This window comes from Brasilonema angustatum (genome assembly GCF_059505445.1).
The window spans coordinates 24,856-38,339 of record NZ_JCACKO010000050.1 but is presented as its reverse complement, the minus strand read 5'-3'; the positions used below and the strand labels follow the sequence as shown (position 1 = coordinate 38,339).

General features: G+C 41.4%; 10 protein-coding genes. 7 read left to right on the top strand and 3 right to left on the bottom strand.

Annotated features, from left to right (window positions below; genetic code table 11):
* Positions 1-443: 443 nt before the first annotated feature.
* Both AC5JM2_RS11455 and AC5JM2_RS11450 read right to left on the bottom strand, forming a co-directional pair.
* Positions 444-1,223, bottom strand: coding sequence for a hypothetical protein (locus AC5JM2_RS11455; protein WP_495835000.1), 780 nt, complete (start codon positions 1,221-1,223; stop codon positions 444-446).
* 207 nt (positions 1,224-1,430) lie between these two features.
* Entirely contained in the window at positions 1,431-1,883 is a 453-nt protein-coding gene (locus AC5JM2_RS11450; protein ID WP_495834999.1) for a GNAT family N-acetyltransferase, read from the bottom strand.
* Positions 1,884-2,694: 811 nt separating this feature from the next.
* Between AC5JM2_RS11450 and AC5JM2_RS11445 the strand changes: the two genes are divergently transcribed.
* From AC5JM2_RS11445 to AC5JM2_RS11425, 5 genes are all read left to right on the top strand, one after another.
* The gene (locus tag AC5JM2_RS11445; protein ID WP_495834998.1) at positions 2,695-3,702 is read left to right on the top strand and encodes a sulfonate ABC transporter substrate-binding protein; all 1,008 of its coding nucleotides are present in this window, start codon (positions 2,695-2,697) and stop codon (positions 3,700-3,702) included.
* Positions 3,703-3,764: 62 nt separating this feature from the next.
* Positions 3,765-5,474 carry a fumarate reductase/succinate dehydrogenase flavoprotein subunit gene (locus tag AC5JM2_RS11440; RefSeq protein ID WP_495834997.1) on the top strand — a complete coding sequence of 570 codons (1,710 nt, stop codon included), beginning with the start codon at positions 3,765-3,767 and terminating at the stop codon, positions 5,472-5,474.
* Between the two features lie 360 nt (positions 5,475-5,834).
* A complete protein-coding gene (locus AC5JM2_RS11435) occupies positions 5,835-5,984 on the top strand; it encodes a hypothetical protein (protein WP_495834996.1) in 150 nt (49 codons plus the stop codon).
* Positions 5,985-6,015: 31 nt separating this feature from the next.
* On the top strand, positions 6,016-6,243 hold the full coding sequence (locus AC5JM2_RS11430) for a 4Fe-4S dicluster domain-containing protein (RefSeq protein WP_012408944.1): 228 nt from the start codon (positions 6,016-6,018) through the stop codon (positions 6,241-6,243).
* Positions 6,244-6,343: 100 nt separating this feature from the next.
* Positions 6,344-7,303 carry a HEAT repeat domain-containing protein gene (locus tag AC5JM2_RS11425; RefSeq protein WP_495834995.1) on the top strand — a complete coding sequence of 320 codons (960 nt, stop codon included), beginning with the start codon at positions 6,344-6,346 and terminating at the stop codon, positions 7,301-7,303.
* 33 nt (positions 7,304-7,336) lie between these two features.
* Here AC5JM2_RS11425 and AC5JM2_RS11420 read toward each other — a convergent pair whose 3' ends face one another.
* Positions 7,337-8,383 carry an isopenicillin N synthase family dioxygenase gene (locus AC5JM2_RS11420; RefSeq protein ID WP_495834994.1) on the bottom strand — a complete coding sequence of 349 codons (1,047 nt, stop codon included), beginning with the start codon at positions 8,381-8,383 and terminating at the stop codon, positions 7,337-7,339.
* A gap of 246 nt (positions 8,384-8,629) precedes the next feature.
* On the opposite strand from AC5JM2_RS11420, the gene AC5JM2_RS11415 reads away from it, so the two are divergent.
* Both AC5JM2_RS11415 and AC5JM2_RS11410 read left to right on the top strand, forming a co-directional pair.
* Positions 8,630-9,649: an Mrp/NBP35 family ATP-binding protein gene (locus AC5JM2_RS11415; RefSeq protein ID WP_495834993.1), complete on the top strand. Its 1,020-nt coding sequence runs from the start codon at positions 8,630-8,632 to the stop codon at positions 9,647-9,649.
* 364 nt (positions 9,650-10,013) lie between these two features.
* On the top strand, positions 10,014-13,478 hold the full coding sequence (locus AC5JM2_RS11410; protein WP_495834992.1) for a DUF7379 domain-containing protein: 3,465 nt from the start codon (positions 10,014-10,016) through the stop codon (positions 13,476-13,478).
* Positions 13,479-13,484 lie beyond the last annotated feature (6 nt).

Here is a 13,484-nt window from a genome sequence, read left to right as displayed (position 1 = left end):
TATACCCTTGTCTAATTTTACCAGACTGTATTGGACTCAACCGAAAACTGCTATATTTTTGAAATCTCACATTCAGCACCCTCAACTATCACAACCGCATCATGAATAATGTTGTTGGTCAATTCGTGTGGGGTGATATCCCTGATAAACTCGTTTCCAGCCTGAGGCTGGAAATGCCAGCAACGAGGCTCTGCTCAACTAAAATTTGTCATTTTTTAGACTTTTTTGTACTTTTTTTTAAACGTAAAGCCGCTGTTTGAAAGATAAAAGCCAATAAAAGTAATGTAACTTTATTGCGCTGCTTTTGACTAAGCCCAGGGCTATACGGAGAAGTGCAAAATCTAAATAGCGGAGGCTCCGCCTCCTAGTAGCGCATTCCCTGGCGAGAGCCAGGGAACGAGAAGCAAGATTCTTCTTATTTCCTTGCTCCCAGCATAATTTGATTAAACTAAATATCTAGTATTAGGTACAATCGGGAAAAATGCATACTCATACCACGTTGTCCAAATAAAACTGCGAATCCATCGCTGACGCTTTTCGGTATTTAACTGATAGTTAAACGCTCCCAGTGACATATCAATAGAAGATAAGTGGGATTCACAACCACAACCGTGCTGATATGTCAAACCGTATTTAGAAGCAATACTTTGTATCTTCATCTGCACAGCGAACACTTTTCCCGCATGAAGTACAGCATCCCAACCGCGCTTGTGTTCTGTATCACGGGGATCAAATCGTAAAGCTCGTTCTTCAAAAACAGTCTCTCGGTAAATAGGAGCAAGATGTACTAGGTAAAAGCTGGCGGGAAGTTCATAATCGAACTCATTAAACAGTTCCAGACAAATGCGAGCAACCTTAACTTCGTTAGAAAACTCTGCTCCCTTTGACTCACATTCACGCAAAATTGCTTCAAAATTTGGATATTTCTCAACCTTAAAGTCTTGCCCGTAGAACTCAAGTGTCTCCCGCGCCAACAATCCAAACAACTCTTTAAAGCATGGTTTGAGGTGAGCGAGTTGTGGGCGTTCGTTGAATAAGTCAACATCTCCCTGCTGCAACTTGTATTGAAACAACTGCGCCATCTCAACATAACTCTGTGGATTTGCCAATCCAACACCAGCCTTTCCTTGTGCAATATCTTGCCATACTTTCGGCAGTTGAGAAATATGAACCGCATTTTCTCCAACGATGACTTCAACTTGAGGAGCATCGAGAATAAGCATATGCAGACTCCAGATTAATATCCGCAGTTGAGTTTACCGTAAGTGAGTAAGTTGCTGTATGGTGGGTGACACCCATCACCGGCTTAGAGTCTATTAGTTGACTGATAATTCCAGGGTACAAGCTCCCAGATTCATGTGATCGAACCAATCTAAAATCTAAAATCCAAAATCTAAAATCCAAAATTGAATGACTATATGGCTGCTTCCTTATTCGGGAAACAGCAGACGCAAAGGAACCATATCAGAAAGCGTGAAACCATGTCGCTGGTAGAAACGAATCGCTGACTCGTTAAGGCGATCGCTTAGCAAAGTGATACGTGAACAACCAGATGCTTGTGCAAGCGCGATCGCTTCCTTCAGAAGAGTCGAGCCAGCACCACCGCCACGCCAGTCTGGATGAACAATCATATCCTCCAGGATTGCAACACGTGTTCCAAGAGCGGTACTGATAGTGAACAGAAGGTTAACCATACCGATTACAGTCGAACCATCGTGGAGAACAAGGATACGTCCGACTTCTGGGTGTTCAATGATTTGGCGTAATCCCTGTGATTGCTTAGCGCTGTCTGGTTGAAAGTCTGCTTCCTGAGTAAACAAAATAGTCAGCAAATCACAAAGCTGTGGGATGTTATCTAATGTAGCTTCTGAAACCCGGGGCATTATCTTATTTCAAATATTTGCAGAATCTCAATGTACTAATATAAGTAATCAGAAATGACTCCTAATAGTTGTAATTATTACTACAATTTAACTGCATAGCAGTTATGCTTATACATATGAAAGCAACTGTATAAGTAGTAGCAATGTCTAAGAGTAAGTAATCGTGTGTTTTGACACACAAATTGGACTTGCTTCAACTATTCTAAGAATGACTTAGTTCTTGGTCTCAATTGTCTGGTGATTAATCGACAAAGCATTGATTGCATTTGCCGCGATTTGCCAGTACTGATTTTGAATAGCTAAAAATTATTTGATTTCGTGTGAAAAAAACATCCTACAGCTAAAGCCGCTATCTTTCAAAAATCAGCATAATATTGTAAATTTATCAAGTAACCGTATATTTAAGTTATCAAATCAAAATATCTCACAAACGACCGTAAAAAGCAAGTAAACGATTGTTACAAAATAACCGTCTATCTGGCTTGCCTATTTCAGCAATCTATGTCATTATCAACCGATATAAGTCTTAAATACTGTAAATGGATTAACTTACAGTAATTAATGTGAACTAAAGTAAAAATAAGACAATTTAGACCTCAATTGAAAAATAAAATTTGAGTAGAAGTTTTCATTAGCGAGAATGAAGTAAAACATTACACTATGTATAGAATACTTTCAGTGTATGGACTTAAGAAGATAGTGTTATCAGCAGTCAGACTTTTCCATAAATCCTTTATTACATGCATTTATGTTGATTCAACTCTTAAAAACTAAGATCTTAGCTATTTGTAATATTTTATACGTAAAAGTTATGCAACGGAGAACCCGTTCCTTTTCTCTGTTGTTTGCCGTGGGGCTGGGCTTAAGCCTAGTTGTGTCTGCCTGTTTTTCCAATGCCACCAAACCAGAGGCAGTCACTTCACCTAGTAGCAAGCAAAATGCGACTGGCAATATTACAGTTAATATTGGCTTTCAAAAGGCGGCAACTCTGCTCAATGCCCTAAAGAGCAAAAGCAGCCTAGACCAAGCAATAGCGGCTTCTGGTGGAACTGTAAAGTGGACTGAATTCCCTGCAGGTCCACCCATGCTAGAAGCCATGAACGTGGGTAGTATTGACTTTGGTTACACAGGTGAATCACCGCCCATCTTTGCCCAGGCTGCGGGTAATCCTTTAGTTTACGTCGCCTATGATCCTTGGGGAGCGAAAGCAGAAGCAATTATCGTACAGAAAAATTCACCAATAAAAACTGTGGCTGAACTTAAAGGCAAAAAAGTTGCCTTTGCCAAAGGTTCAAATGCCAACTATCTCGTTGTCAAAGCCTTAGAATCTGCCGGATTAAAGTACAGTGACATCAAGCCAGCCTTTCTCACACCAGCAGATGCTCGTGCTGCCTTTGAAGGTGGTAACATTGATGCCTGGGCAATTTGGGATCCTTATCTAGCAGCAGCCCAAGAAGCAACGGGGGCTAGAACCATAACAGATGCAACAAATTTAGCACCAAATCGCGGTTATTACCTTGCCCGCAAATCATTTGTGGAAGAACATCCTGATGTTTTGAAAAGAATTTTAGATGAAGTCAGTAAAGTAGATAAATGGGCAGCAAGTAATCCAGCAGAAGTTGCGAAGTTTTTAGAACCACAATTAGGCATCAAAGCGGCGGCGCTGGAAGTTGCAGAAAAACGGCGAAAGTATGGTGTTTTACCTTTGACAGAAGAAGTCGTTGCCAAACAACAAGAGGTTGCTGATACTTTCCAAAAAATCAAGCTGCTTCCTAAGCAAATCCAGGTAAAGGAAATCGTTTGGAAAGGCAATAAGTAAAGGATAAAAAATCGTTTTTAATTTCATACTGTTTTGTATTGGGACTTTTAAACGTTATGGTAATGAATGCGACTACCCAGTGGATAAAAACCGATGTGCTTGTCATCGGTGGCGGGACAGCAGGTACGATGGCTGCCATTAAAGCTAAACAAGCGAATGCCGATGCTGAGGTGCTGATTTTAGAAAAGGCTAACATTCGTCGGAGTGGGGCGATCGCAATGGGTATGGATGGCGTAAATACTGCTGTCATTCCCGGACATTCCACTCCAGAAAAATACGTCAGTGAAGTCACCCTTGCCAATGATGGTATTCTCAATCAAAAAGCCGTTTATCAAACGGGCAAATTAGGCTACGAAGTCATCCAAGAACTAGAAAGCTGGGGTGTGAAATTTCAGAAAGATGCTCAAGGCGACTACGACTTAAAGCAAGTGCATCGTGTTGGGAAATACGTTTTGCCCATGCCAGAAGGCAAAGACCTCAAGCCAATTTTAACCCGACAAGTCAAACGCCACAAAGTCAAAGTTACCAATCGCGTCATGGCAACCCGCGTTTTAGTAGGAGAAGGACGTGCTATTGGTGCTGTGGGATTTGATGTTAGAAACGGGGATTTTATTATCATTCAAGCTAAAGCAGTCATCCTATGTACAGGAGCATGTGGACGTTTAGGATTACCTGCTTCTGGTTATCTGTACGGCACTTATGAAAATCCTACTAATGCCGGAGATGGCTACTCAATGGCTTATCATGCTGGAGCAGAACTCAGTAACATTGAGTGCTTTCAAATTAACCCTTTAATTAAAGATTACAACGGTCCTGCTTGCGCCTATGTTGCTGGACCTTTCGGTGCCCATACTGCTAACGCCGAAGGAAATCGCTTCATCAGTTGCGACTATTGGAGTGGTCAAATGATGCTGGAAATCTGGAAAGAATTAAACTCCGGTAAAGGACCAATCCAACTCAAAATGACCCATCTTGATGAAGATACGATTTCTGAAATTGAATCCATACTTTGGTCGAATGAACGACCAAGCCGCGAACGCTTTCATCAAGGTAGAGGCGAAGACTATCGCACCCACGGCGTTGAAATGAATATATCAGAAATTGGCTTGTGTAGCGGTCATAGTGCTTCTGGTGTTTGGGTGAATGAAAAAGCCCAAACAACTGTCCCTGGTTTGTATGCAGCCGGAGACATGGCAAGCGTTCCTCATAATTATATGATTGGGGCATTTGTATTTGGTCGTATAGCAGGAACTCATGCCATTGAGTATATCCAAAACTTAGATCATGTCGAGCCAGAGAAAGATTTTTTAGAAACAGAAAAATTACGAATTTATGCGCATTTAACTCGACCAAATGGTATTCCTCACACCCAGGTGGAATATAAATTACGGCGCTTAGTGAATGATTATCTACAACCACCCAAAGTAGGAAACAAAATAGAAATTGGTTTGAAAAATTTTGTCCACTATCAAGAAACATTAGATTTAATGGGTGCTCGCGATCCCCATGAATTGATGCGCTGTATGGAAGTTCATTTTATTCGGGACTGTGCAGAAATGGCAGCCAGAGCATCATTATATCGTCGAGAAAGTCGTTGGGGTCTTTATCATTACCGATTAGATTATCCAGACAAGAATGATGATGAGTGGTTTTGTCATGTCAATTTAAAGAAAGATGAATCAGGGGAAATGGTGCTGTTTAAGCGTCCTGTTGAACCTTATGTAGTGGAGGTTGATTCAGCAAAAGAAGTTTATGATGTCGCTGTGAGGTAGGATATTCAGAATGAATCCGAAACAAGTCTTACAGAAAGTGAGACAATTCTCACACAAATTCTAAATCAAGACTCTTTATGCTATAGCTTTCATCTCGGACAAAGAAGGCTTGCAGCTGGTAGAGAATCATTTGACGATCGCACTTACGTTCGCCTTGAGTTGAAAAAGAACTGATTTGCAGTGGAGCCAGTTGGAAGTACGTGCTGGAATATAGCAATCCTATTTGAGTTGTAAAAAGATCGAACCGCCAAGACGCCTTAGACGCGCAGCGGCGTGCCGCAGGCTAGAACGCCAAGAAAAGAGAAAAAAGAGAAAAGAGAATTTTACAAATGATTTAGGATTGCTATATCATCTTTCGCTTTGGCTGAACTGAACTTAGTCAACCAAGGAGTGAAATTACTCGCAGCAGATTTAAGTAGTGGAGAATGGGATACAAAGTATGGTGATATTGACAATTTAACAGAAATTGATGTGGGTTCTTGTTTTATCCGTGCCACGCTTGATAACTAAAAGACGAAAGAGTAAAACAGAGTTAGATATTATGGCTTTAATAAATCAAAGAATTGATGTCCCTGTTATCGTCGATGAATCAAAATGCTTAGAAAAATGTACAGCCTGTATTGAAGTTTGTCCCCTTGATGTACTCGCAAAAAACCCAGAGACAGGCAAAGCCTACATGAAATATGACGAGTGCTGGTTCTGTCTGCCTTGCGAAAAAGAATGTCCAACAAATGCCATTACTGTCCAGATTCCATTTTTGTTGCGCTAACTTTAGCAATGATAGATGATTTCTGGAATTATATCTTTCTTGATTGGCTTTTTGTTGGTGTAGTTAGTAGCCAAAGAAGAATAAAAAATTTAGAAAAATAATGAATACTGAGACTGAGTCTGAATTAAACCAATGGCTAGAAATGTTGCGATCGCCAGAAGTTGATGACCGCTTAGTTGCTGTCAAATCTTTACAACATCTTGGTGATAAAGAGGCAATAGAACCCCTAATTTATGCTCTACAAGATGAAAACTTAAATGTTCAAAAAATAGCCATCTCTGCTCTTTGGGAAATTGCAAACCCTGTTGCTGTACCAGATTTACTAAAATGCCTTGGTTCACCCGATGCAGAAATTCGCACTGAAGCATTGTCAGGGTTAAATGACTTAGTTTCACCTACAGATTTATCATTGTTGCTAAATCATCTCACTCACAACAATATCTACTTACAATTAAATATCCTAATTCTTCTCCGCAAAATTCATGATATTCGATCTTTTCCATATATTATACAATTTTTCAATTCCGAAAATGCGGATTTAAGAGAAGCCGCAATCACAACACTCCGCTATCTTAATCAAGTTGAAAAATGTCCCCAAGCTTTAGCGTTAATATCCGATCCTAATGCGACTGTGCGCCGCGCTACTGCTTTAACTTTAGGGTATTTACAAGACGTAGAAGTTATTTCAGTACTTAGTCAAGCACTCACAAGTGACAGCGACTGGCAAGTCCGTCGTAATGCAGCAAAATCTCTTGCAATTCATGAAAATGATCAAGCAATTTCAGCATTAGAAATAGCTTTAGGTGATGAGCATTGGCAAGTGCGGAAATCAGCAGCACAGACTTTACAAAAAATACCACATATAAAAGTTCTGCCAGTGTTAATTCAAGCATTAACAGATGAATATGCAGATGTACGAAAAGAAGTTGCGATCGCTCTTGGTAATTTAGGCAGTCCTGATGCTATTAATTCACTCCAGCAAGCGTTAGATGATCCTGATCGAGAAGTTAGTATTCAAGCTCAACGAGCGATTCAGAAAATTCAGCAGTCATATAGTTAACAAAGGAAGTTTTGGTGTATTTAATCAATCATGCTACAAAACTGACCGTCGCAACTCTGGAAAAACCTTAGACACCTTACTCAACACATAATCGCCATACGTTCCGCGAAAATCATGAACGCTAGCACCATCCCAGCGTTCTTTGTGATCATCATTTACCAACCCGCCTAATTGAATCGGTTTCACTTCAACATTGAAATTGGGATCAAAGAAAAACGGGAACGAAAGGCGATGTCTGGCGACAAGCCGCTTTGTGTCTACACGTCCCGACAAATTCTGGACCCCATGAGGTGTAGAACGATACAAACCCCCGGTCATTTTATCTAGCATATCGCCAATATTGCACACCAAGGAACCGAGAACAGGAGGTGCAGCCACCCAGCCTGATTTTGATTTCACCTGTAATCCGCCTGAATCATCCTGCTTGAGAATAGTTAGGATACCATAGTCGGTGTGTTCGCCAACTCCCCATTTATCTTCAGCATCTGATAATGATGAATAGGGAGGGTAGTTAAAAATACGGAATAATATGAGTGGGTCTGCTGTGTATCGGTCAGTAAAGTAGGACTCTTCTAGTCCCAAACTCAGAGCAATACCAGCCATGAGTACGTGTCCAAGTTTCGTCATTGCCTGCATATATTCAAGCACTGTCTCGCGAAACAGTGGAATATTGGATGGGAAAAGATTAGAACCATGCATAGGAGTGTCAGCTTGCACTAATGGGTGTTCCTCTCCCAGTTCTGCACCAAAGTAAATTCCTTCTTTTTGATCGGGTTTACCAGATGTCAGTTCGCTTCCCACCGGAAAATACCCCCGCCATGCTTTACCACCCAAAGCCATGCGCATTTTTAGTTTAGTTTCTAAATCTTGCGCGAAAAACTGCCGACTGAGTTCTTCTAACCGTTGTTGTAAATTTTCATCTACACCATGTCCAACTATATAGAAAAACCCCCACTCGCGACACGCTTCCCCAATTTGAGAGGCTACTATATAGCGTTCATCAGTTCCAGAAACCAAGGCGCTAATATCAATAATAGGAAACTGTGAAAACTCTTCATTCACAACTGGTGAGACTTTCATGTTATTATCCTCCTCATTGTGCGTGGTGTGACGCTCATCTAAAAAGAATTATGGCGCACACATCAGTTGAATATAGCATTCCTAAATCACTCGTAAGATTTTCTCCTCTCTTTCTTGGCGTTCTAGCCTGCGGCATGCCGCTGCGCGTCTAAGGCGACTTGGCGGTTCGATTAATTCTCACAACTCATATAGGATTGCTATAGTAAGCACTTGATGACTAATAACTGGTAACTGATAGAAAACAAGATGCAACAAAATCCCGATTCTCGTCAGCAAGAAGTCATCCAACTCCTCAAACAAGTCATCGAACCTACTCTCAAAAATGACATCGTAAGTTTGGGAATGGTGCGAAATCTACGTATAGTTGATGACTACATTTATCTACGTTTCTACATCGGTTCCCATCAACATCAATTACACAAAGAAATTCAATCTGTATTATCATCCCTATCTTGGTGCAAAAAAACTTACATTCAACTCTGCACAATTCCCGGTGTCAAAATAACTCTAGCTGTTTCCAGTGGTAAAGGTGGTGTAGGTAAATCTACAACAGCTGTGAATATAGCCGCAGCTTTGAGATTGCAAGGTGCAAAAGTTGGTTTGCTAGATGCTGATGTCTATGGTCCGAATATACCGCAAATGTTGGGTTTAGGACAAGCAGATATTCAAGTTATTCATACTCCCACAGGTGAAAAGTTTTTACCCCTAGAAATCCAGGGAATTAAACTCATGTCAGTGGGTTTACTCGCAGAAGCAGATCGTCCTCTAGCATGGCGAGGACCAGTATTGCATAAGATTATCACTCAATTTCTGCAAGATGTAGAATGGGGCGAATTGGATTATTTATTGATTGATTTACCGCCAGGAACAGGGGATGCTCAAATTACAATTGTCCAAGAAAGCCCAATATGTGGAGTTATTTTGGTGACGACTCCCCAACAGGTTGCTATTTCCGATGTGCGCCGTAACATACATATGTTTCGTCAAGTGGGTGTTCCTGTTCTTGGGATTGTGGAAAATATGAGTTATTTAATCTGTAGTGATTGTGGCTCACGCACACCAATTTTTGGGAGTGGTGGTGGTGAACTACTTGCAGCAGAATTGCAAGCACCTTTACTGGGACAAATTCCCATAGATCCTTGTATCTGTAACGGTGGTGATACAGGACATCCGATTGCAGTCACCAATTCCACCTCTGGTGCTGGTGAGGTTTTTGTGCAAATCGCAACTGCATTAAATGCAACTTTTACGAGTCGTGAAGCGTAAAGCCCCTTCCCCTCTTTTCCCCACCCGAAGGGTTAGTGCATAAGTTCAATCCGCTGACAACTATTAAAAATAAAGCAGAAAAAGCCAGAATTTTCATGCGTAACTCGGTTTGCGGTTCAAGAGGACTGTAAAGTCAAAAAAAGGGGGGCCACGAGGGTAAGGAAATAAAGATGTAGGGGAAATTAATTTAGTAGCGTCTTGAAGCCAAATGGCGCAGGCATAGGGTTTACAAAAAATGCGCATTTTTTCGTCCCCCCCCTACACCCTTACATCCCTACACCCCCACACCCCTAATTTTGGTCAAAAAACACCGTCATCTGAGCCTGTTAATTGAGACGTGATAGTTTTAGGAGACAAAAATAACATGATTCGTCATTTCTATGCTTTGTTAGTTGGTATTGACAATTATCCCAATCCAAATCACTGTTTACAAGGCTGCGTTAATGACATTACGGCAATAGAAGAGTATATAAAAGAACGTTTTGATAAGCAACAATACCAACTCCATTTACAAACGCTGAAAGATGAACAAGCAACCCGTAAGGGAGTTATTGATGGCTTCCGTTCGCATTTGAATCAAGCAGGGCAAGATGATATAGTTCTGTTTTATTACAGTGGTCATGGTTCCCAAGAGTTAGCACCAAAAGAATTTTGGCAACTAGAACCAGACCATCTTGATGAAACTTTGGTCTGTTATGACAGTCGTACTGAAGGCGGTTGGGATTTGGCAGATAAAGAATTGGCAAAATTGATTGCGGAAGTATCACAAAAGAATCCGCATATGACTATTATTATGGACTGCTGCCATTCTGGTTCCGGCACAAGAGACCCAATGCAACAGACAAAGGAACGTCGTTTCCCCACAGACAAGCGAGAACGCCCACTTGATAGTTTTATTTTTAAGCTGGACGATTTAACTCAACTTTCAGATACTCGTGAGGTTAAACCTGAAGATAACCCCACAGGCTGGAACATACCCAAAGGTCGTCACGTTCTGCTAGCAGCTTGTCAAGACTACCAAACAGCAAAGGAATATAAACAGCGAGGTGGTTTCTCTTATTTTTTGATGGATACACTTTCCAAAACCAATGGAAAGAAGCTGACTTATCGGGATTTGTTTGGACGAACAAGTGCCTTAGTCCGCAGTCAAATCACAGATCAGTCTCCTCAGTTGGAAGTGAATAATCCAGAAGATGACAACAAATTTTTTCTAGATGGTGCGATCGCCGAACTTGAACCTTATTTTATTGTTAAAAATGACAAAAGCTATGGTTGGGTGATTGAAGGCGGTGCTGTCCACGGCGTTCAACCACCACATGATGCCGAAACAACTTTACTTGCACTATTTCCCTTTGATGCCAATATCGACGATTTGCGTGATCCCTCAAAGTCTGTGGGCACTGCAAAAGTCACTCAGGTATTACCAACCAAGAGCAAGATAAATATTGAGGGCGTGCAAAACCTCACTGCTGATCGCACTTTTAAAGCAGTTGTTACCAGTTTACCGCTACCCCCTTTAGGAGTATATTTTGAGGGAGATCAAGCGGGAGTCACTCAAGCCCGTGACGCACTCAAAATAGCTGGATCTAATAATAACCAACCCTCACCCTATATCCGCGAAGAGCAAGAACTTACCAAAGCCCAATTTCGTCTGTTGTGTCGCAACGAACAATATTTGATAGCCAGATCTACAGATGACCGACCCCTTGTAGAGCAAATTGATGGTTATACAAAAGATAACGCAGACAAAGCAATTAAACGTCTAGAACATATTGCCCGTTGGACAACAATTACTCAACTCTCAAACACTGCAGCAACTCAGATTAAAGCTGGTGATGTGAAGATGGAGCTCATCTTTAGGAGTCAAGAATCATCTCAATCAAAGCAGATGCGTTTGCAGTACAAATATAATGATGGTGAGTGGCAAGCACCAGAATTTAAACTCAAACTCACCAATAATAGTCAAAACCCACTTTACTTTGCCTTGGTCAATCTTTCAGATAATTTCGCTATTAGTGCCCCATTTTTTGAAGCAGGTAGCCTCAGGCTGAAACCAGGAGAAGAAGCTTGGGCTTTAGATGGACAAGAGTTGATACTTGAAGTCCCAGACGAGTTATGGCAACAAGGAATTACCGAGTACAAAGACATTATTAAATTGATAGTTAGCAACGAAGAATTTGACGCCAGATTGCTAACTCAGGAGAAACTTGATGCTCCTCGACCGCCTGTATCAAGAGATATCGATTCCTCAAATCAAAGCAGTCTTGATCGTTTGATGAATCGCACTCAAAATCGTGATATCAAAGCGAAAAGCGCCGCAGTTAAGTTTGATGATTGGTATGCTGAGGAAATCACAATCACTACAGTTCGCCCCTTAGATTCTACCCCAGTTTCTCAAGAACAAGAACAACAATTGGATGCAGGGATCAAATTACAGCCGCATAAGAGTTTGGTCGCGAATGCTCGCCTCACAACTACACCGCAAGTCAGCCGAGATTTGGGGAATAAAATTGTCCCTCCAATTCTGCGGGAAAACTCAGAAGTGAATCAACCTTTTCTATTTACTAACAGCCGGGGTACTGACCCTGGATTAAGTGTACTGGAACTGACTGATGTTGAAGATCACAAAGTTGTGACTCCAGATGAACCTCTGAAATTATTAGTTGATATTCCCCTAGCAGATAATGAATACCTTCTTCCTATCGGCTATGACGGTGAGTTTTATTTGCCCTTAGGTCGTGCTACAACAACTCAAGACGGCAAAACAGAAATCAGTCTAGAACAATTACCAGCACCAGTTAGTCAGGGAGAGCGCAGTCTGCAAGGATCTATTCGCATCTTCTTTGAAAAAGTCATCAGCCAGAATTTCGGGCGGGAATTTAAGTATCCCATTTTAGCTGTGGCTGAAGTGGGAGACGATAAGAAAGTACACTATAGACGTGATACGGCTGATGTTCAGCAGCAAGTGGCGCAAGCAAAACGAATTGTCCTCTACATCCACGGGATTACTGGCGATACTGAAAGTTTAGTACAAAGCACAAAAAAAACCGTATTGCAAGCGGATGGACAAAAGCTTTCTATCAGCGAACTTTACGACGTGGTTCTCACCTTTGACTACGAAAACTTGAATACTTCCATTGAGCAGAATGCTCAGTCTTTAAAACGACGACTAGTAGAAGTTGGTTTGGGAGAAAATCACGGTAAAGAACTGCACATCATCGCTCACTCAATGGGGGGTTTGGTATCTCGTTGGTTTATTGAGCGAGAAGGAGGGAATAAAATCGTCCAACACCTGTTTCTGGTGGGTACACCAAATGCAGGTTCTCCTTGGTCAGTTGTTGAAGATTGGGTAAGACTTACTCTGGCTATTGGACTCAATGGTCTTTCTGTAGTAGCTTGGCCTGCAAAAGTGGTAGCTATGCTGATGGGCGCTTTAGAAAAAAATATTAGGGTAGCTTTAGCCGAGATGAACCCTGCTTCTGATGTTATCAAATCTCTCGCCGTAAGTGACGACCCTGGCATTCCCTACTCAATTATCGCTGGCAATACATCTATTATTCCGGCAGCATTGGAGGAAGAAGCACGGCAAAAATCAAGTGCCCTAGAACGGTTACAACAAAGTTTATTTAAGAAAGTTGTAGCTTTGCCTTTCTTTGGTGTACCGAATGATATTGCGGTGACTGTGGATAGTATTACGAGTATTCCATTTGGGCGATCGCATCCTCCTAAGATTACAGAAGTCGCTTGCGACCACATGAGTTATTTCGGTACTGAATTCACCGAAGTTGGGTTAGAGGCTTTGATTGCAGCTTTGGGACAACAGAAGTAAACAGCA

Coding starts and splice junctions, on each gene's coding strand:
- AC5JM2_RS11455 (WP_495835000.1), bottom strand. CDS start 1,223: ATGCTTATTCTCGATGCTCCTCAAGTTGAAGTCATCGTTGGAGAAAAT.
- AC5JM2_RS11450 (WP_495834999.1), bottom strand. CDS start 1,883: ATGCCCCGGGTTTCAGAAGCTACATTAGATAACATCCCACAGCTTTGT.
- AC5JM2_RS11445 (WP_495834998.1), top strand. CDS start 2,695: ATGCAACGGAGAACCCGTTCCTTTTCTCTGTTGTTTGCCGTGGGGCTG.
- AC5JM2_RS11440 (WP_495834997.1), top strand. CDS start 3,765: ATGAATGCGACTACCCAGTGGATAAAAACCGATGTGCTTGTCATCGGT.
- AC5JM2_RS11430 (WP_012408944.1), top strand. CDS start 6,016: ATGGCTTTAATAAATCAAAGAATTGATGTCCCTGTTATCGTCGATGAA.
- AC5JM2_RS11425 (WP_495834995.1), top strand. CDS start 6,344: ATGAATACTGAGACTGAGTCTGAATTAAACCAATGGCTAGAAATGTTG.
- AC5JM2_RS11420 (WP_495834994.1), bottom strand. CDS start 8,383: ATGAAAGTCTCACCAGTTGTGAATGAAGAGTTTTCACAGTTTCCTATT.
- AC5JM2_RS11415 (WP_495834993.1), top strand. CDS start 8,630: ATGCAACAAAATCCCGATTCTCGTCAGCAAGAAGTCATCCAACTCCTC.
- AC5JM2_RS11410 (WP_495834992.1), top strand. CDS start 10,014: ATGATTCGTCATTTCTATGCTTTGTTAGTTGGTATTGACAATTATCCC.